Consider the following 18,159-nt stretch of genomic DNA (forward strand, 5'->3'; position numbering starts at 1 on the left):
TAGCTTGGCCGGGTGACCGTGAAGCAGAAGCGCCGCGCTCCGGCGACAGCCGCAGTCCTGATCCTCGCCGCCCTGCTGACGGGGTGCTCCATCCCGGTGACGGGGGAGCCCGTAGCCGGCGGTGCAGGCCCCGTCGTCGACGTCGCCGGCGGCACCGACGACACCCTGCGCAAGGACTTCGACGCGAGTCCCCAGGAGGTCAACGACTACTGGACCGACGACAAGTTCGGGGGAGCGACGGCACCGGACCTGAAGCCGGGGCAGGACACGCTCACGGGCGACCAGGCCACCGGCGTGGTCGTGCACCCGAGTACCGGTGTCGGTCCCGACGTCGATGTCAAGGCCATCGCCCCGACAGCGGCCGGCGACCCGTACCCGGCGACCGGACTGGCGGCGGCGACGCAGGGACGTCTCTACTTCTCCATCGGCGGCGCCACCTACGTCTGTTCCGCGAGCGTCGTGAACGCACCGACCATGGACCTCGTCCTGACGGCGGGCCACTGCGTCTGGGACACGTACGGCAAACAGCTCGCCGAGAACATCATCTTCATCCCGGCCGACGCGGCCAACGGCCAGACCCAGCCCTACGGGCAGTGGGCCGGGGTCAGCACCTACGTCCCCGACGAGTTCACGAGCGAGGCGACCTCGGACGCCAGCGGTGCGACGAGCGGTAACGGCTGGGCCTACGACTTCGCCTTCATCCGCCTCGCCCCGAACGCTGCCGGTCAGAAGATCCAGGAGGTGACCGGCGGTCAGGGCATCTCCTTCGGTACCCCACCTGAGGGCATCACCGTGATCGGCTACCCGTCCGCCGCCCCGTTCGACGGACAGTCGCAGCGCTACTGCGCGAGCCAGGCCGCCACCAAGGGCTATGCCGGCTACCGGGTCGACTGCCTCATGACCCCGGGTTGCTCGGGCGGCGGCTGGCTCACCCGGCTGGATCCCGCCACCGGCGCCGGGTACGTCACCTCGGTCACCTCGCGCGGCGACGGTTCCTGGCTCGAAGGCCCCGTCCTCGGACAGCGGGCGCTCACCCTGTACAACGACGCTCTGGCGGAGGGGTCATGACCGCCCGCACGAGCATGACGCGACGCCGTCGGCAGATCGGTGTCCTGGCTCTGGCCGGGAGCGCCGCACTCGCCTTGAGCGCCTGCACGACGCCCGGATCGGCGTTCCCCGACGCCGCCGCCCAGCAGAGCTACATGCAGGATCTCGCCGAGGCGAGGTTCGAGCTGCTGTCGGCCCAGATCGGCCAGGCGCCGGACGTGATCGGGTCGGCCTACGTCCACGCCGTCTCGGGAGACCTCGAGTCGCACGAGAACGACTCGGTGGTCCTCTTCGGCGACCCGACCTCGTCGTTCAGCCAGGACAAGGGCTCGGCTGACGGCGACACCGTCGACATCTACCATCTGCCGGGTGCCGCATACGACCTCCTCCTGCTCGGCGGGGAACTCAAGGAGCTCGCACCGACGGAGTGGGTGGCCGTCCAGACCCAGTACGTCGCCGAGGAGGATGCGGAGGGCTCACTCGGACCCGCCTGCGTCTACCCGGGCATCTCCATCGCCTGCGACATCTACACCGCGGTCGAAGCCACGCGGAGCTCCAAGGAAGGCGTCCTCAGCAGTGTCGTCGTCTCGATGCGGAACGACGGCTCCTCGCAGATCTCGACGAGCGCGAGCCTCGAGAGCGTGTTGGCCGTCGGGACGCTCTTCGACCTCCCGGACGACCTCGTCTCGTCGTTCAGCGAGGATGACCTCGCGACACTCCTGCCGGTGACGATCTTCCAGAACGCCGAGGGCGGCCTCGTGAAGATGGAGTTGAGCGGGACGGTCGAAAGCGAGACCAAGCTGCAACTGCAGGCCGGCTTCGAGGTGTCGGGCACGTCGACGCTCGAAGACCTGCCGACGGAACCATCAGGATTCGACGTGACTGCGATCCCGGCGGCCGATCAGGCCGCGTTCTGGGATCGGATCGAGGAGTTGAGGAAATGACCGACGACCAGAAACCCGAGGACCTCGGAAAGCCCCCGGTCGGCGGCCCCCTGCGCCCCGACCAGCAGCCGCCGGGATTCCCCGACCCGAACGCACCCCGCCTGGAGTTCGGACCGGGAAGCCCGCAGCGTCAGACGCCGTCCCAGAACGGCGCACTACAGAACGGCGCACCGCAGGGTCAGAACGGACCACCGCAGGGCGTCCCGTCGCAGAACGGCCCGTCTCAGCCGTCCGCGCCTGGTCAGACCGGTGGAGGGCCCCGTCCGCAGGGAGGCGCCCCAGGGCAGCAGTCCGACGGTTCTGCGCCGCAACCGTCCGCCCAGCCCGGAGCGCCGTTCGCCGGCGCACCCGGCGGGCAGCCGTGGGCGCAGCAGCAGCGGCCCTCAAACGCTGGTCCGAACCAGCAGCCGCAGCAGCAGGGGCGGCCAGGCGGTCCGGACGGGTTCCGGCCACCGACATCGAATGGTCAGCCAGGTCACGCGCCCGGGGTTCTTCAGCAGGGTCAGGCGCCCGGCCAGGCTCCACAGGGACGTCCGCTCGGCGCGCCGCAGGGCCAACCTCAGGGCCAGCCGCAGGGGCCGCAGGGTCAGCCGCGCTACGGTCAGACACGCCCGACCGGGCCACAGCCCTTCGGCCCGGGACAGGCGCAGCACCCGAACGGCCCGTTCCAGCCAGGTCCACAGCAGCATGGATCGCAGTCCGGTCCACAGCAGACCGGTCCGTTCCGTCCCGGCCCCGAGTACGGCGTCGCAGGCCAGCAGGCTGGTGCGAGCCGGAAACCCGCGCGCAAGCCGCTCGGGCGCAAGCTCTGGATCGGCGTGCTCGTCGGTGCGGTCGCCGCTTCGCTCATCGCCGTCCCGCTCACCCTCCTCTCGGTCGGTCGCCTGTTCACGCCGATGCTCGACCGCGGCTCGGTGCAGACCGGCGTGGCCGAGGTGCTCAAGCAGGACTTCGGCCTCGCAGACGTCGAGAAGGTCGAGTGCCCGAGTGACCAGCCGGCCACGACCGGGACACAGTTCGAGTGCACGTTCTCGTACAACGCGAAGAGCTACCCGGTGGCCGTCGAGGTCATCAACGACCAGGGGCAGTACCGCGTCGGGATCGACGCGCCGAAGTAGCCGGGGTGTCGGCACCGGTGTCCCCTCGAGCGACGACGGTGCCGACGGCTTCGCCATGGACCGGGTGGTACGCTGGGCGAATGTTGTCCGGGCTGCTCCTCCTTCCCAGCCGCGACGAGGCCTAGTTCCAGGCTCCCTCGTCGCGGAGGTCGCTGACGCCTGACCACTCATCGTTTGAAGGAATTCCACGACATGTCGCAGCTGAACGCCGATCCGTCCGTCCCGAGCATTCCCGAGCACCCGCGCACGCTCGCCGAGAAGGTCTGGGACGACCACCTCGTCGTCAAGGGTGAGGACGGCACGCCCGACCTCATCTACATCGACCTGCACCTCGTCCACGAGGTGACGAGCCCGCAGGCCTTCGACGGCCTGCGCCTGGCCGACCGGCCGCTGCGTCGCGTCGACCTGACGATCGCGACCGAGGACCACAACACCCCGACGCTCGCGATCGACAAGCCGATCGCCGACCTCACGAGCCGCACACAGATCGAGACCCTCCGTCGCAACGCCGCGGAGTTCGGGGTGCGGATCCACTCCCTCGGCGACCTCGACCAGGGGATCGTGCACGTCGTCGGTCCGCAGCTCGGCCTCACGATGCCCGGGATCACGGTCGTCTGCGGCGACTCGCACACCTCGACCCACGGCGCCTTCGGGGCCATGGCCTTCGGCATCGGCACCAGCGAGGTCGAGCACGTCATGGCCACGCAGACGCTGCCGTTGAAGCCGTTCAAGACCATGGCGATCACCGTCGAAGGCACGCTGCGGCCGGGCGTGACCGCGAAGGACATCATCCTCGCCGTCATCGCGAAGATCGGCACCGGCGGCGGGCAGGGCTACGTCCTCGAGTACCGCGGCTCGGCGATCCGTGCGCTCTCCATGGAGGGCCGCATGACGATCTGCAACATGTCGATCGAGGCCGGGGCCCGGGCCGGCATGGTCGCCCCGGACCAGATCACCTACGACTACCTGCAGGGCCGCCCGCATGCTCCGACCGGAGCCGACTGGGACGAAGCCGTCGCCTACTGGGACACCCTCGCGACCGATGAAGGGGCCGCCTTCGACGCCGAGGTCTTCCTCGACGCCGACGCGCTGGAACCCTTCGTCACCTGGGGCACCAACCCCGGCCAGGGCGTCTCGCTGAGCGAGAACGTGCCCGACCCCGCGGCCATCGCCGACCCGAACGAGCGGTCCGCCGCCGAGCGCGCCCTGGAGTACATGGCGCTCGAAGCCGGCACCCCGATGAAGGAGATCCCGGTGGACGCGGTCTTCATGGGCTCCTGCACGAACAGCCGCATCGAAGACCTGCGGGCGTTCGCATCCGTCATCGAGGGCCGCACGAAGGCCGAGGGTGTGCGGGTCATGGTGGTCCCGGGTTCCGCCCGGGTTCGGATCGAGGCGGAGGCTGAGGGGCTCGACAAGATCATCACCGACTTCGGTGCGGAGTGGCGGTTCGCCGGATGCTCCATGTGCCTCGGGATGAACCCCGACCAGCTCGCTCCGGGGGAGCGCTGCGCCTCGACGTCGAACCGCAACTTCGAGGGTCGCCAAGGCAAGGGCGGCCGCACGCACCTCGTCTCGCCGCTCGTCGCGGCGGCGACCGCCATCCGCGGCACGCTCTCCAGCCCGGCCGACCTCGAGGTCGAGCCCGGCAGACACGCCGCCACCGAGCAGGAAGGCGTGCACGCCTGATGGACAAGTTCACGACCGTCACCGGCGTCGCCGCTCCGATGCGACGCTCCAACGTCGACACCGACCAGATCATCCCCGCCGTCTACCTGAAGCGGGTCACGAAGACCGGCTTCGAGGACGCGCTGTTCGCAGGGTGGCGTCAGGACCCCGATTTCGTCCTGAACCAGCCCGTCTACCAGGGTGCCAGCATCCTCGTCGCGGGGCACGACTTCGGCACCGGCTCGTCGCGTGAGCACGCCGTGTGGGCCTTGCGCGACTTCGGCTTCAAGGTCGTCGTGTCGTCCCGCTTCGGCGACATCTTCCGCGGCAACTCCGGGAAGCAGGGTCTCCTCGCCGCCCAGGTCACGGAGGAGGAGCTCGAGCAGCTCTGGGCTGCGATCGAGGCCGCTCCCGGCTCCGATTCCGTCGTCGACCTCATCGCCCGCACCATCACGGTCGGCGATCTCACGGTTTCGTTCCAGGTCGACGATTACACTCGGTGGCGGCTCATCGAAGGACTCGATGACATCGGGCTGACGCTCCGTAGCGAAGAGCAGATCACCGCGTTCGAGGCCCGGCGGCCGAACTGGCTGCCCCGCACCATTCCCGTCAAGTAGCAAGGCAGTAGGTACCGGTTTGAATTCACTCGTCCAGGCGTCACAGGCGGCAGGCTCGTCGGTCGGACTCGATGTCGACCGCATCACGATCAACGGCGGTATCCCGCTCAGAGGCCGCATCGAGGTCAAGGGTGCCAAGAACCTCGTGACCAAGGCGATGGTGGCGTCGCTGCTCGGCGAGAACGTCAGCGTCCTGCGCAACGTCCCGAACATCAGCGACGTCCGGGTGGTCCGCTCCCTGCTCGAGATCCACGGCGTGGACGTGACGGAGGGCGAGAACCCGAACGAGCTCCGCCTCGACCCGACCAACGTCGAGTCCGCCCACATGGAGGAGATCGACGCGCACGCCGGCTTCTCCCGGATCCCGATCCTGTTCTGCGGGCCGCTGCTCCACCGCCTCGGGGCGGCGTTCATCCCCGACCTCGGAGGTTGCCGCATCGGTGACCGCCCCATCGACTTCCACCTCGACGCGCTCCGCAAGTTCGGCGCGGTCGTGGAGAAGCTCCCGCAGGGCATCCGTCTCTCGGCCCCGAACGGTCTCCACGGGACGACGGTGCATCTCCCGTACCCGAGCGTCGGCGCCACGGAGCAGGTCCTGCTCACGGCGGTCCGCGCCAAGGGCACCACGGAGCTCAAGGGTGCGGCGATCGAGCCGGAGATCATGGATCTCATCGCCGTCCTCCAGAAGATGGGCGCGATCATCTCCTACGAGCCGAACCGCGTGATCCTCATCGAGGGCGTGGACAAGCTCGAGGGGTACGACCACACGGCCATCGGCGACCGCAACGAGGCAGCGAGCTGGGCGTCGGCCGCGCTCGCGACCGACGGCGACGTCTTCGTCGGCGGCGCCAAGCAGCAGGACATGATGACGTTCCTCAACATCTTCCGCAAGGCCGGTGGCGGGTTCGACATCACCGACGACGGCATCCGGTTCTACCGCAAGGAGGAGCTGAAGCCCGTGGTCATCGAGACCGACGTGCACCCCGGCTTCATGACGGACTGGCAGCAGCCCCTCATCGTCGCGCTGACGCAGGCGACGGGCGAGTCGATCGTCCACGAGACCGTCTACGAGAACCGGTTCGGCTTCACGGATGCCCTCAACACCATGGGCGCGAACATCGTCGTGCACCCCAACGGGCTGTCGGGTACGCCTCGTCGCGTGCCGCGGCGCAACCTCGAGCAGGCCGCCGTGATCAACGGCCCGACGCCGTTGCACGGTGCCGACATCGAGGTACCCGACCTCCGCGGCGGCTTCAGCCACCTCATCGCGGCGCTCACCGCCGAGGGCAAGTCGACGGTCAGCAACGTCGGCATCATCAGCCGTGGGTACGAGAACTTCATCGTGAAGCTCCAGCAGCTCGGTGCTGACTTCGTCCTCGAAACGAAGTAGTCCGCCGTGGGGGTGGAACGGTCGAGGCCGTCGATCTACTGGTTGCTGTCGTCGATCGCGATCCCGCCGTTCAGTGCTCTCGTCAAGCTCCGCGTCCGGCACGGCGAACGTCTGCCGCAGGAGGGGCCGTTCATCCTGTCGCCCAACCACGACAGCGAGTTCGACCCCCTGATCATGGGCGTGGCCGTCTGGCGGCTCGGGCGACAGCCCCGCTTCATGGCGAAGGGGAGTCTGTTCACGGTCCCGGTGGTCGGGTGGTTGTTGCGGAAGTCCGGACAGATCCCCGTCGAGCGCGAGGGTTCCGCCCGTGGGATGGACCCCGTCAGCGCTGCAGCACAGCTGACCGAACGCGGGCAGGGTGTCGTCGTGTATCCGGAGGGCTCGCTCACCCGCGACCCGGGCCTGTGGCCGATGCGCGGACGCACCGGTGCGGTCCGAATTGCCCTCACGCACGGTCTGCCGGTCATCCCTGCCGCCCACTGGGGCACGCAGGAGGTCATGCCGCGGTACGGCAAGCTGCGGGTGTTCCCGTTGCGGAAGCGCGTCGAGGTCGCCATCGGCGAGCCGGTGGACCTCTCGGCCTTCATCGGGCGGCCGCTAGACTCGAAGACGCTGAACGAGGCGACCGAGGTCGTCATGCAGGCCATCACCGCCCTCTGCGAGGAACTGCGCGGTGCTCAAGCTCCCACGGAGCGTTGGGATCCCTCGAAACACCAGCAGAAGGAGACAGGCCGCTTTGAGTCCTAGGAACGTTCCGCAACCACCGGCCGCCACGAGGGTCGCCGTGCTCGGAGCGGGCAGCTGGGGCACGACGTTCGGCAAGATCCTCGCGGACGGTGGTTCCGACGTGGTCATGTGGGCCAGACGACCCGAGCTCGCGCGCGAGATCACCGAAGCCAAGCGCAACAGCGACTACCTGCCCGGCATCAATCTGCCGATGCGGATGACCGCGACCGCGAGCATGGTCGACGCCGTGCGTGGTGCCTCGGTCGTGTTCCTGTCGGTCCCGAGCCAGTCGTTGCGAGACAACCTCATCGCGCTCCGCCCGCACCTCGAGGACGGAACGCTCGTCGTGTCGCTCATGAAGGGCGTCGAGCGTCGCAGCGGATCCCGGATGAGCGAGGTCATCCGCGAGACCCTCGACATCGACCCGTCCCGCATCGCCGTCGCCTCCGGCCCGAACCTCGCGCTCGAGATCGCCCGCGAGCAGCCGACGGCCGCCGTGATCTCCTCGGAGAGCCTCGAGACGGCACAGACGGTCGCGCTCCTCGCGCGCAACCGGTATTTCCGCAGTTTCGTGAACACCGACGTCATCGGCACCGAGTTCGGCGGCGTGCTCAAGAACCTCATCGCCGTCGCGATCGGCATCGTCGACGGCGTCGGCTACGGCGAGAACACGAAGGCCTCCATCATCACCCGCGGGCTGGTCGAGATGACCGACTTCGCGGTGGCCCACGGCGCGCAGCCGGAGACCCTCTCGGGCCTGGCCGGGCTCGGCGACCTCATCGCGACCTGCCAATCGCCGCTGTCCCGCAACAACACGGCGGGGCGTCTGCTCGGCCAGGGGTATCAGTTCGACGACGTCGTCAAACAGATGCAGCAGACCGCGGAGGGGCTCGCGTCCGTGGCACCGGTGCTCGAGCTGGCCAAGGCGAAGGGGGTCGCGATGCCCATCGTCGAACAGGTCAAGCAGGTACTCGACGGCACGCTCGACCCGAAGGACATCGCACCGCACCTCACGACCGACGACGACGAACCCCAGGGGGAGAGAAGCAACGATGACGCACAAGACCGGAGTGGTGGTGCTCTTTGGAGGCCGTTCAAGCGAGCACTCGATCAGCTGCGCAACGGCGGGCGGCGTCCTCGCCGCGATTGACCGCGAACGGTACGACGTCTACCCGGTCGGGATCGCCCACGACGGCTCGTACGTCCTCGAGGTCGACGACCCGAGCCGGTACGCGCTCGACCCAGCCCACCTGCCGGAGGTCGACCCCTCGCGGCCGGCCGTGCGCTGGCCTGAGCGCGTCGGCAGCCGTGAGCTGACCGTCGTCGGGGAGGACGGCGTCCCGTTCACCCTCGGCCCCATCGACATCGTCTTCCCGATCCTCCACGGTCGGTTCGGCGAGGACGGCACCGTACAGGGCATGCTCGAGCTCGTCGACCTCCCGTACGTCGGCTCCGGCGTCCTCGCGTCCTCCCTCGGCATGGACAAGCACTTCACGAAGACGGTGCTCCAGGCCGCCGGGATCGCCGTCGCCCCGTGGGTGCGGTTCACCTCCCACGACTGGGCCACGGCACCCGAGGAGGTGCTCGCATCGCTCGGATCGCTTGGGTCACCGGCGTTCGTGAAGCCGGCGCGAGCCGGTTCGAGCGTCGGCGTGTCGAAGGTGTCGACGCCGGACGCGTTCCGTGCAGCGATCGAACTGGCCCTCGCCGAGGACTCGACCGTGCTCGTCGAGACCGGTCTGGTGGGCCGCGAGGTCGAGTGTGCGGTCCTCGAGTCCCTCCCCGGCGAGGCGCCTCGTGTCTCGGTGGCCGGCGAGGTCGTCGTGACCGGACGCGACTTCTACGATTTCGAGGCCAAGTACCTCGACGCACCCGGTATCGAGCTCGTCTGCCCCGCCGACCTTCGTCCCGAGGAGTTGTCGGAGATGCAGGACCTCTCGCGTCGGGCGTTCGAGGCGTTGGGCTGCGCGGGGCTCGCCCGGGTCGACTTCTTCTTGACCGCGGACGGCTTCGTCGTCAACGAGGTCAACACCATGCCGGGGTTCACCCCGATCTCGATGTTCCCGAGCTGCTGGTTGGCCTCGGGGCTCAGCTACCCCGAGCTCATCACCGAGCTGATCGAGGTCGCGCGCGCCCGCTCCTGAATGCAGCGGCGCCGGAACGGTCAGCCGTCGGTGGGGATCGGGAGGTCGGCGTCGCCGAGGGCGGTGCACTTCCCGGTGACCGGGAGCACGGAGACTGCAGGCGCCAGATCGGCCAGCACGGTGCTGCTGGCGACGGCGTCGCCGTCGAGCACGATCTCGACCGCGGGCGTACGCCCGAAGGTGGTGAACCGGTAGTTCGGCGCGTCGGCGTCGTCGATGATCCAGTCGACCCCGTTCACCGACTGGCACTGCTGCGTGGTCGGGCCGGGGATCGCGACGCCGCAGTGCAGGAGGACCGTCGCGGGATCGCCCCAGGCGCCCGTGGCCTGGGCGTCGGTCCCTCGCTCGGGCAGCTCGGCGACGACGTCGGGCAGACGCACCGTGACCTCCGCGCACTGCGGGTTGTTCGCATCGGCGGCGGGTTCGAGCGCGACGGCGGGCGCGCAGCCCGCCAGGGCCAGGGTTGCGGCTGCGGCGAGGGCGGTGGCGAGGAGCGCACGAATCGGGGACATCGCCCACCAGGCTACCGTTGATCCCATGAACGAGTCTGGGAGCGCGTCCGACGATCACGGAACGGTCGGGCCCTGTGTCGGGGACCTCGCCGAGGGGGAGCTGCTCGAGCGCATCTTCCCTCGCCTGCCGCACGCCGACGCCGAACTCCTCGGACCGGGTGACGATGCCGCTGTCGTCCTGGCGCCGGACGGTCGGTTCGTCGTCACGACGGACACGATGATCCACGGGCCGGACTTCCGGCTGGCGTGGTCGAGCGCCCACGACCTGGGGTGGAAGGCTGCGGCCAGCAACCTGGCGGACGTGGCGGCGATGGGGGCGCGTCCGACGGCACTCGTCGTCGCACTCGCCATGCCCAAGCACCTGCCGGTCGCCGTCCTCGACGGGTTCGCAGACGGACTGCGCGACGCCTGTGCCGAGCTCGCGCCCGGCTGCGGTGTCGTCGGTGGCGATCTGGCCGTGTCCGACGTCTTCATGATCGCGGTGACGGCGTTCGGCGACCTCGAGGGTCGTGCCCCCGTCCGACGCGACGGAGCGCGACCCGGCGACGTGGTCGCGGTCGCGGGGGAGTTGGGTTCGGCTGCGGCAGGCCTGCGACTCCTCTTCTCACGTGGGGTCGACGCCGACGGCGTGCCCTCGGCCGAGGCGGCGGCCGGCCTGCGACGCGATCACCGGGTCGAGGTGGCGGCACAACTCGCACCACGGCCACCGATCGCCGCCGGTGTCGTCGCCGCCGTCGCCGGTGCCACGGCGATGCTCGACCTGTCGGACGGGCTCGCGCTCGACGCCGGTCGCCTTGCGCGGGCGAGCGGGGTCGCGATCGACCTGCGGGCCGAGGACCTGGGTGCCGACGTGGCGCTCGCCCTCGCCGGTGGCGAGGACCACTCCCTCCTGGCGACGTTCCCGGCCGCCACCACGATCCCCGCCGGCTTCCGGACCATCGGCATGGCCCGGACCGGTGCCGGGATCCTCGTCGACGGTGTGGCCTACGACGGCCGCGCCGGCTGGGACCCCTACCGGGACTGGGACGATGCGTCCGGTTGAGCGGTGTACCCGGCCGCCGCGGCGCGAGGACCCTGCGGTGACGCGGTGACGGTGACGCGGTGGCTCAGACCGGCGTGATCCACCAGACGACGGTCTCGCCGTAGGTGCTCTTCCGCAGGACCTCGAGAGCTGCGGGAAGGGTCGGTTCGGGCGAGCGTGAGCTCCGCTCGACGAGCACGAGCCCGTCGTCGGTCACCAGACCGACGAGCGCGGCGAGGTTGGCCGTGAGCTCCGGCTCGGGGAGGTCGTACGGGGGATCGATGAAGACGAGGTCGGACGGGACCGTCGCCCCGGACAGATAGGCGCCGACCGACTTGGCGTGCACCGTGATGCGTGGTGCCGTGCCGCGAGGTGCTGCCGAGGTCACGATCCTCGCGTTGTCCCGACACAGCTTCGCTGCCTCCGACCCCCGGTCGACGAGGGTGATCACGGCGGCACCCCGGCTGGCGCACTCGAGCCCCAGTGACCCCGAGCCGGCGTACAGGTCGAGCACTTCGGCGCCTGCGATCACGTCGCGGGCCTCCAACGCGGAGAAGAGTGCCTCGCGGACGCGATCGCTCGTCGGTCGTGTACCGCTGCCCGGGACCCGGATCGTGCGTGATCCGGCGAAACCCGAGATGATCCTGATGCCGGCCATGGTCCCATCCTCGCAGGCTGCGCGAAGCCGAGCGAACCGCGGTGTCCGAGGTCCCGAATAGAATCGACGGCATGACGGGGATCGAGCTGGGCACGAAGCTCGGCGGTGTCCTCGGCGGACGAACGGCGACGGCACTCCAGAAGGCGTTCGGCGTGGAGACCGTCGGCGACCTCCTCGAGCACTACCCGCGTCGCTACGCGAAGCGCGGCGAGTTGACGGTCATCGGCCAGCTGCCGCTCGGCGAGGACGTGACGATCGTCGCCGACGTCCTCGAGGTCCGCGACCGCCAGATGAAGCAACGCAAGGGCTCCATCCTCGAGGTCGTCATCTCCGACGGTCAGGGTCGACTCAACCTCACCTTCTTCAACCAGCCCTGGCGGGCGAACGAACTCCGGCCGGGCTTGCGTGGCATCTTCGCGGGCAAGGTCGGTGACTACCGCGGCAGCTATCAGCTCGCACACCCGCAGTATCAGCTCTTCCCCGACGATGCCGACGCGCCGGCGCTCGCGGACGCCCAGGCGAAGGCGTGGTCGGAGGCGCCCATCCCCATCTACCCGGCGACGAGCACGATCACGAGCTGGAACCTCAAGCAGTCCGTGGAGCTGGTGCTCGACGCCCTGCCGCCGCAGGAGGACCCCGTCCCGCGGTCGGTCCGGGCGGCGAGGGGTGAGCTCTCCTTCGACGCCGCCATCCGTGCGGTCCACCGCCCGACGGTCGACCGCGACTGGCAGCGCGGTCGCCGCAGCCTGCGGTACCAGGAGGCGTACCTCCTCCAGACGGCCCTGCTCCAGCAGCGCGCGGCCACCCGTGCCCTGGCGGCCGAGCCCCGCGTGCCGAAAGCCGGCGGCTACCTCGAGCGCCTCGATGCCGCGCTCCCGTTCGAGCTGACCGTCGACCAGCAGACGGTCGGCACGGAAATCGCGGCCGACCTCGCGCAGCCCAATCCGATGAACCGGCTCGTCCAGGGAGAGGTCGGCTCGGGCAAGACGCTCGTCGCCCTCCGGGCCATGGCGGCCGTCGCCGACAGCGGGGGACAGTCGGTGCTGCTGGCGCCCACCGAGGTCCTCGCGGCGCAGCACCTGCGGTCGATCGTCCGTTCGCTCGGCCCCGACCTCTCGGCCGAGCTCATGCCGACGCTGCTCACCGGCCAGCTGCCGACGTCCGACCGCAAACGGGCGCTGCTGCGGATCGTCGCCGGCCAGGCCCGGATCGTGATCGGGACGCACGCTCTGCTGGGTGACGCCGTGACCTTCGCCGATCTGGGGATGGTCGTCGTCGACGAACAGCACCGCTTCGGCGTGGAGCAGCGCGACCAGCTCCGTCAGAAGGGACGCACACCGCCGCACGTCCTCGTGCTGACCGCGACGCCGATCCCACGGACCGTTGCCATGACCGTCTTCGGCGACCTCGACGTCAGCATCATCAAGGAGCTGCCACGCGGCCGGCAGGGGATCGAGAGCTTCGTGGTCGCCTTGGCCGATCACCCGCGGTGGATCTCCCGCGTCTGGGAGCGCCTCGCCGAGGAACTCGCGCTGGGGCGGCAGGGGTTCGTGGTGTGCCCGGCGATCGACGCCAAGGAGGTCGAGCCCGGCGAGGAACTCGAGGAGGACGCCGACCCGGCGCGCCCGATCGCGTCCGTGCTCACCACGGTGGAGCAGCTGCGTACCCATCCACTGCTGGCGTCCCGACGCATCGACGTCCTCCACGGCCGGATGAGCGCGGAGGAGAAGGACCGGACGATGCGGGCCTTCGCCGCCGGTGAGATCGACGTGCTCGTGGCGACGACGGTCATCGAGGTGGGCGTCGACGTCCCGAACGCCTCGACGATGGTCGTGCTCGACGCGGAGCGTTTCGGGGTGTCGCAGCTCCACCAGCTCCGCGGACGCGTCGGTCGGGGCGGCGTCCCCGGGCTGTGTCTGCTCGTCACCGCGGCGGAGGCGGAGAGCACCGCTCGCGAGCGCGTCGACGCGGTGGCCGCGACGCTCGACGGCTTCGACCTCGCGCAGGTCGACCTCGAGCTGCGGCGCGAGGGCGACGTCCTCGGCAGTATGCAGTCGGGCGGGCGGTCGTCGCTCAAGCTGCTCCGGGTCGTGCACGACAGTGAGGTCATCATCGAGGCGCGGGCGGATGCCGCCGGGCTCCTCGACACCGACCCCGACCTCGCCGACCACCCGGTGCTGGCCGAAGCGCTCCGCCGGCGCCTCGACGAATCCGACCGCGCCGCGCTCGCCAAGAACTGAGCACCGATAGGCTGGCGGCATGAAGCGGATCGCCGTCGTCCCCGGATCGTTCGACCCAGTCACCCTCGGTCACCTGGATGTCATCGAGCGGGCGGCGCGCATCTTCGACGAACTGCACGTGCTGGTCGTGCACAACCCCGACAAGTCCGCGCTGCTGCCGATGCCGCAGCGGGTGTCCTTGCTCGAGCGCTCCATCGCCGACGGCGGGTTGCCTGACAACATCGTCGTCGCGCAGTGGAACGTAGGCCTGCTCGTCGACTACTGCACGGACGTCGGCGCGAGCGTGCTCGTGAAGGGCATCCGCTCGCAGGTCGACGTCGCGTACGAGACGCCCATGGCCATCATGAACCGCAGCCTCGCCGGCGTGGAGACGGTCTTCCTCCTGCCTGATCCTGCGCACGCGCACGTCTCCAGTTCACTCGTCCGGCAGGTGGCCGCGCTCGGTGGCGATGTCAGCCCGTACGTCCCGCAGGTGGTGGCGACCTTCCTCCAGGAGGGCTAGGGCGTCCTCCCGGTCGGGTTCGGCGTAGAATCGTCGATCGTGACTAGGAAGAGAACGAACAATTCGCCGTTCAGCGTCAACGTGCGCGATCTGGTGAACCGTCCCGGGGAGATGCGCGAGCACGACCTCGAGGTGGTGCTCGCCGAGCGCTGGGGCGAGGGTCTGGTCGCCGTCCAAGAGGGCACGACGCTCTCCGAGCAGGTGCGTCTCGAGTCCGTTCACGAGGGGATCCTCGTGACCGTCGACGTCGACGCGCTGGCGACCGGCGAGTGCGGACGCTGCCTCCGCGACATCGAACTGCCTGTCGAAGTCGAGATTCAGGAACTTTTCGCGTATCCTGATTCGGAAGCGTCTGACTTCGAGGTTCACGACGACCACGTGGATCTTGAACCTCTGGTCAGAGATGCGGTAGTTCTCGCATTGCCGTTTCAGCCGGTGTGCCAGCCGGATTGCCCCGGACTCGACCCCGAGACCGGTGAGCGGCTGGCCGAACGTCCGGAACGACACCCTCACGACGTCGCAGATCCTCGCTGGTCTGCGCTCGCGGGCTTGTCCTCAGACTCCGTACTTGACACAGACGCCAGTAGCGCCCAGCGCGCCGCTGCAGACACAGAAGAGAGATAGATCATGGCTGGAAACCCCCCGAAGCGGAAGGTCTCGCGCTCGAACACCCGCTCGCGTCGCTCGCAGTGGAAGGCCGCCGTGCCGACGCTCGTAAAGACGGTGGAGAACGGCCGCGTCACGTACAGCCTGCCGCACCGCGCCAAGGTCGTCGAGGACTCGCAGGGCACCGCCCTGTACCTCGAGTACAAGGGCCGCAAGGTCGCAGACGTCTGATCCGCGCGTTGAACGTCCGCGTTCGAACAGCGTGAACACGAATCATTCCGACCACACCGGAATCGGCTCCGTATCGGAGACCGATCCCGGTGTGGTCGTTTTCGCACGGCAACTGGGTGTCGACGTCTCGTACGAGCTGCTCGACCTGGCGCTGACGCATCGCTCGTACGCGTACGAGCACGGTGGGCTCCCGCACAACGAGCGCCTCGAGTTCCTCGGCGACTCGATCCTCGGGCAGGCCGTCACCGTCATGCTCTACCGCGACTTCCCGCACCTCGACGAAGGGCAGCTGGCGAAGCGACGGGCGAGCCTCGTCTCGACGATCGCGCTCGCTGAGGTCGCACGCTCGATCGGTCTGGGCGAGCGGATCAAGCTCGGTAAGGGCGAGGACCAGACCGGCGGCCGCGACAAGGCGTCCATCCTGGCCGACACGATGGAGGCCGTCATCGGCGCGACGTACCTGTCGGCCGGTCCCGACGCCGCGACGGCACTCGTCCTACGGCTGGTGAACCCCCTCCTCGAGAACCCTGAGCGCTTCGGCGCGGCGATGGACCCGAAGACGAGCCTCCAAGAGGCCGCCGCGGCCATCGGTGCGCCGGCGCCCGTCTACGAGATCGCCAGCTCCGGCCCCGACCACAACCGACGGTTCGTCGCGACGGTCACCGTGGGCACCGCGGTCACGGCGACGGGCTCCGGTACGAGCAAGAAGCACGCCGAGATGGCGGCGGCCCTGGAAGCCTGGTCGAGGATCAGTGCCGGAACTCCCTGAGGTCGAGGTCGTCCGCGCCGGCTTGGAGCCCGCCGTCAGCGGCGCGACGGTCGCCGGCGTCGAGGTCTTCGACGAACGCTCCCTGCGCCGCCACGCGAGTGGTGTCGCCGACTTCACCGCACGGCTGACGGGGCGGACCATCCGATCAGCCGTCCGACGCGGGAAGTTCCTCTGGTTCCCCCTCGACGATGATGAGGCGATCGTCGGTCACCTGGGCATGAGCGGGCAGATGCTGCTCCGGTCGCCCGGTGATGACGCCGACCGACTCCTGCGCATCCGCTTGCAGTTGGAGCATCCCGAGCACGGCGAGCTCTGGCTGCACTTCGTGGACCAGCGGATCTTCGGCTCCATGGCGGTGACCGCGCTCGTCCCGACGACGGACGGGGCCGCAGGTGGGTTCGGCGACGAGGTCGCGATGGTGCCCGACCAGGTCGCGCACATCGCCCGCGACCCGATGGACCCGTCCTTCGACGACGCCGGCTTCCTCCGACGACTGCGTGAGAAGCGCACCGGTGTGAAGCGGGCGCTCCTCGATCAGACCCTGGTCAGCGGGATCGGCAACATCTACGCGGACGAGTCGCTCTGGGCGGCGCGCATCCACCCCGAGCAGGAGACCGCCCGTCTCGGGCTCGGTCGCGCCGGCCGGCTGCTCGAGGAGGTCCGTGCCGTGCTCGCCAAGGCCCTGGCCGAGGGCGGGACGAGCTTCGACGCCCAGTACGTGAACGTCAACGGTCAGGCGGGGTACTTCGCCCACAGCCTGAACGCCTACGGCAGGCAGGGCAAACCGTGCGCGCGCTGCGGCACGCTCATCGTCCGCGAGCAGTTCATGAACCGCGGCTCGCACCGCTGTCCGGTCTGCCAGCGCCGCACCTGACGATCAGTCGCTGCGGGGGAGTCGGCGCTGCCATTCACCTGAGTAGCCGATGATGCGGAACCCGAGTCGGTCGTTGATCGCGAGCATGTGCTCGTTCTCGTCGGCGTTCCACGTGTAGATCCGGGACCGCTCGGGTGCTTGATCGGCGAGTGCGAGGAGGTTCGCCGCCTTCATCCAGAGTCCGAGACCGTGTCCCCGGTGGTCGGCGAGCACGAGCGTGTCCCACTGCTCCGCGTGTTCCTTGCCCTCGCCGAGGACGAGCTCGCTGTACCCGGCGACCGCGCCGCTGTCGCGGTGGACGGCGGCGACGACGATCGCGTGGTCGCCAGACGCCGCCAGCTGGGCCTCGCGGGCGCGGACCCGCTCGGGCGTCCAGACCTCGGGGTCGAGTTCCAGATCGGCGGCCGGGATGTCGGTCGCCATGTGTTCGCGGGCCGTCGCGAGCGAGCCGAGCAGCTCGTCGGGGGTGCGGTCCACCCAGTGCACGAGGCGGTACAGATGCCCGGCTCGGGCGGTCGACGTCGCGACGATGTCCGGCAGCTCCCCGAGCATCGAGGCGAGGTCGCAGCGATTGGTCCGCTCGACCTGGGCGAGGGCGTATCCACGATCGAGCATGAACCGGCTGGCCGCGGCGTTCGCGGGGATCGCCCGTTCGCCGACGCTCGCACCGAGGAGCGGTTCGTCGGCCGGGATGTCGTCGACGGCGTGCTGGGTGAAGGCGGTCACCGTCGGGCGACCGGCCGCGAGGGCCCGTCGCTCCAGCTCCAGCAGGAGCGCGGTGCCGATCCCTCGACGACGCGCCTCGGGGAGGACACCGACGTCCAGCGAGGCGGTCACCGCGTCGGCCTCGGTGCCGTACCCGAGCCAGCCACGACCGACCACACGGCCGTCGATGGCCGCAGCGAGCAGGACGCGGCGCTGGAACCGCTGGTCGCGGTACTCGGGCAGGGTCATGGCGGAGGTCATGGCGAAGTCGTCGGTGGACCAGATCTCCGCTTCGAGCGTGTTCGCGACCTCCTGGACCGCGTCGAACACGGCTGAGCTCCCGGACGCCGGGATCTCGACCTCGTCGATCGTGATGCGCATCGTCGT

General features: G+C 69.6%; 19 protein-coding genes. 16 read left to right on the forward strand and 3 right to left on the reverse strand.

The window, feature by feature from the left end; genetic code table 11:
• The first annotated feature begins 12 nt into the window (after positions 1–12).
• From B9Y95_RS03295 to B9Y95_RS03340, 9 genes are all read left to right on the forward strand, one after another.
• Positions 13–1,068 carry a trypsin-like serine peptidase gene (locus B9Y95_RS03295; protein ID WP_085510604.1) on the forward strand — a complete coding sequence of 352 codons (1,056 nt, stop codon included), beginning with the start codon at positions 13–15 and terminating at the stop codon, positions 1,066–1,068.
• A complete protein-coding gene (locus B9Y95_RS03300) occupies positions 1,065–1,991 on the forward strand; it encodes a hypothetical protein (protein ID WP_085510605.1) in 927 nt (308 codons plus the stop codon). Before B9Y95_RS03295 ends, B9Y95_RS03300 begins: the two co-directional genes overlap by 4 nt.
• Positions 1,988–3,109, forward strand: coding sequence for a DUF4333 domain-containing protein (locus B9Y95_RS20245; protein ID WP_123539701.1), 1,122 nt, complete (start codon positions 1,988–1,990; stop codon positions 3,107–3,109). The genes B9Y95_RS03300 and B9Y95_RS20245 overlap by 4 nt, the downstream gene beginning before the upstream one ends.
• Before the next feature lie 192 nt (positions 3,110–3,301).
• On the forward strand, positions 3,302–4,798 hold the full coding sequence (gene leuC / locus B9Y95_RS03315; protein ID WP_085510608.1) for a 3-isopropylmalate dehydratase large subunit: 1,497 nt from the start codon (positions 3,302–3,304) through the stop codon (positions 4,796–4,798).
• Complete coding sequence (gene leuD / locus B9Y95_RS03320; protein ID WP_085510609.1) at positions 4,798–5,394, forward strand: 3-isopropylmalate dehydratase small subunit; 597 nt, start codon at positions 4,798–4,800, stop codon at positions 5,392–5,394. The genes leuC and leuD overlap by 1 nt, the downstream gene beginning before the upstream one ends.
• 19 nt (positions 5,395–5,413) lie before the next feature.
• Positions 5,414–6,784, forward strand: a complete 1,371-nt coding sequence (gene murA, locus B9Y95_RS03325; RefSeq protein WP_064296294.1) for a UDP-N-acetylglucosamine 1-carboxyvinyltransferase — start codon at positions 5,414–5,416, stop codon at positions 6,782–6,784.
• Between the two features lie 6 nt (positions 6,785–6,790).
• Positions 6,791–7,531 (forward strand): lysophospholipid acyltransferase family protein, encoded by a 741-nt coding sequence (locus tag B9Y95_RS03330; protein WP_123539702.1) that lies wholly within the window; start codon positions 6,791–6,793, stop codon positions 7,529–7,531.
• Positions 7,521–8,660 carry an NAD(P)H-dependent glycerol-3-phosphate dehydrogenase gene (locus B9Y95_RS03335; RefSeq protein ID WP_085510610.1) on the forward strand — a complete coding sequence of 380 codons (1,140 nt, stop codon included), beginning with the start codon at positions 7,521–7,523 and terminating at the stop codon, positions 8,658–8,660. The genes B9Y95_RS03330 and B9Y95_RS03335 overlap by 11 nt, the downstream gene beginning before the upstream one ends.
• Entirely contained in the window at positions 8,563–9,654 is a 1,092-nt protein-coding gene (locus B9Y95_RS03340) for a D-alanine--D-alanine ligase family protein (protein WP_085510611.1), read from the forward strand. Before B9Y95_RS03335 ends, B9Y95_RS03340 begins: the two co-directional genes overlap by 98 nt.
• Before the next feature lie 20 nt (positions 9,655–9,674).
• Here B9Y95_RS03340 and B9Y95_RS03345 read toward each other — a convergent pair whose 3' ends face one another.
• On the reverse strand, positions 9,675–10,166 hold the full coding sequence (locus tag B9Y95_RS03345; protein WP_079705639.1) for a DUF3515 family protein: 492 nt from the start codon (positions 10,164–10,166) through the stop codon (positions 9,675–9,677).
• Between the two features lie 25 nt (positions 10,167–10,191).
• Between B9Y95_RS03345 and thiL the strand changes: the two genes are divergently transcribed.
• On the forward strand, positions 10,192–11,208 hold the full coding sequence (thiL, locus tag B9Y95_RS03350; protein ID WP_085510612.1) for a thiamine-phosphate kinase: 1,017 nt from the start codon (positions 10,192–10,194) through the stop codon (positions 11,206–11,208).
• A gap of 64 nt (positions 11,209–11,272) precedes the next feature.
• Here thiL and B9Y95_RS03355 read toward each other — a convergent pair whose 3' ends face one another.
• The gene (locus tag B9Y95_RS03355) at positions 11,273–11,845 is read right to left on the reverse strand and encodes an RsmD family RNA methyltransferase (RefSeq protein WP_085510613.1); all 573 of its coding nucleotides are present in this window, start codon (positions 11,843–11,845) and stop codon (positions 11,273–11,275) included.
• 71 nt (positions 11,846–11,916) lie between these two features.
• On the opposite strand from B9Y95_RS03355, the gene B9Y95_RS03360 reads away from it, so the two are divergent.
• The 6 genes from B9Y95_RS03360 (at position 11,917) to mutM (ending at position 17,067) form a co-directional block, all read left to right on the forward strand.
• On the forward strand, positions 11,917–14,085 hold the full coding sequence (locus tag B9Y95_RS03360; protein ID WP_085510614.1) for an ATP-dependent DNA helicase RecG: 2,169 nt from the start codon (positions 11,917–11,919) through the stop codon (positions 14,083–14,085).
• 19 nt (positions 14,086–14,104) lie between these two features.
• A complete protein-coding gene (gene coaD / locus B9Y95_RS03365) occupies positions 14,105–14,587 on the forward strand; it encodes a pantetheine-phosphate adenylyltransferase (RefSeq protein WP_064296302.1) in 483 nt (160 codons plus the stop codon).
• Between the two features lie 111 nt (positions 14,588–14,698).
• Positions 14,699–15,211 (forward strand): YceD family protein, encoded by a 513-nt coding sequence (locus tag B9Y95_RS03370; RefSeq protein ID WP_071261222.1) that lies wholly within the window; start codon positions 14,699–14,701, stop codon positions 15,209–15,211.
• Positions 15,212–15,214: 3 nt separating this feature from the next.
• On the forward strand, positions 15,215–15,424 hold the full coding sequence (gene rpmF, locus B9Y95_RS03375; RefSeq protein ID WP_056006932.1) for a 50S ribosomal protein L32: 210 nt from the start codon (positions 15,215–15,217) through the stop codon (positions 15,422–15,424).
• Positions 15,425–15,515: 91 nt separating this feature from the next.
• Complete coding sequence (rnc, locus tag B9Y95_RS03380; protein ID WP_086473824.1) at positions 15,516–16,193, forward strand: ribonuclease III; 678 nt, start codon at positions 15,516–15,518, stop codon at positions 16,191–16,193.
• Complete coding sequence (mutM, locus tag B9Y95_RS03385) at positions 16,177–17,067, forward strand: bifunctional DNA-formamidopyrimidine glycosylase/DNA-(apurinic or apyrimidinic site) lyase (RefSeq protein WP_085510615.1); 891 nt, start codon at positions 16,177–16,179, stop codon at positions 17,065–17,067. Before rnc ends, mutM begins: the two co-directional genes overlap by 17 nt.
• A 3-nt stretch (positions 17,068–17,070) precedes the next feature.
• Here the strand turns inward: mutM and B9Y95_RS03390 are convergent, their stop codons facing one another.
• Positions 17,071–18,153 (reverse strand): GNAT family N-acetyltransferase, encoded by a 1,083-nt coding sequence (locus tag B9Y95_RS03390; protein ID WP_085510616.1) that lies wholly within the window; start codon positions 18,151–18,153, stop codon positions 17,071–17,073.
• Between the last annotated feature and the right edge of the window lie 6 nt (positions 18,154–18,159).

Origin of the sequence: Plantibacter flavus (assembly GCF_900177615.1) — a bacterium.
In the GTDB taxonomy this organism is placed as follows: Bacteria; Actinomycetota; Actinomycetes; order Actinomycetales; family Microbacteriaceae; genus Plantibacter; species Plantibacter flavus.

Excerpts from the sequence above, each read along its gene's own strand:
- leuC (WP_085510608.1), top strand. The coding sequence starts at position 3,302 with ATGTCGCAGCTGAACGCCGATCCGTCCGTCCCGAGCATTCCCGAGCAC.
- B9Y95_RS03300 (WP_085510605.1), top strand. The coding sequence starts at position 1,065 with ATGACCGCCCGCACGAGCATGACGCGACGCCGTCGGCAGATCGGTGTC.
- rpmF (WP_056006932.1), top strand. The coding sequence starts at position 15,215 with ATGGCTGGAAACCCCCCGAAGCGGAAGGTCTCGCGCTCGAACACCCGC.
- thiL (WP_085510612.1), top strand. The coding sequence starts at position 10,192 with ATGAACGAGTCTGGGAGCGCGTCCGACGATCACGGAACGGTCGGGCCC.
- B9Y95_RS03370 (WP_071261222.1), top strand. The coding sequence starts at position 14,699 with ATGCGCGAGCACGACCTCGAGGTGGTGCTCGCCGAGCGCTGGGGCGAG.
- leuD (WP_085510609.1), top strand. The coding sequence starts at position 4,798 with ATGGACAAGTTCACGACCGTCACCGGCGTCGCCGCTCCGATGCGACGC.
- B9Y95_RS03390 (WP_085510616.1), bottom strand. The coding sequence starts at position 18,153 with ATGCGCATCACGATCGACGAGGTCGAGATCCCGGCGTCCGGGAGCTCA.
- B9Y95_RS03340 (WP_085510611.1), top strand. The coding sequence starts at position 8,563 with ATGACGCACAAGACCGGAGTGGTGGTGCTCTTTGGAGGCCGTTCAAGC.
- B9Y95_RS03345 (WP_079705639.1), bottom strand. The coding sequence starts at position 10,166 with ATGTCCCCGATTCGTGCGCTCCTCGCCACCGCCCTCGCCGCAGCCGCA.
- B9Y95_RS03360 (WP_085510614.1), top strand. The coding sequence starts at position 11,917 with ATGACGGGGATCGAGCTGGGCACGAAGCTCGGCGGTGTCCTCGGCGGA.
- coaD (WP_064296302.1), top strand. The coding sequence starts at position 14,105 with ATGAAGCGGATCGCCGTCGTCCCCGGATCGTTCGACCCAGTCACCCTC.
- B9Y95_RS03355 (WP_085510613.1), bottom strand. The coding sequence starts at position 11,845 with ATGGCCGGCATCAGGATCATCTCGGGTTTCGCCGGATCACGCACGATC.
- B9Y95_RS20245 (WP_123539701.1), top strand. The coding sequence starts at position 1,988 with ATGACCGACGACCAGAAACCCGAGGACCTCGGAAAGCCCCCGGTCGGC.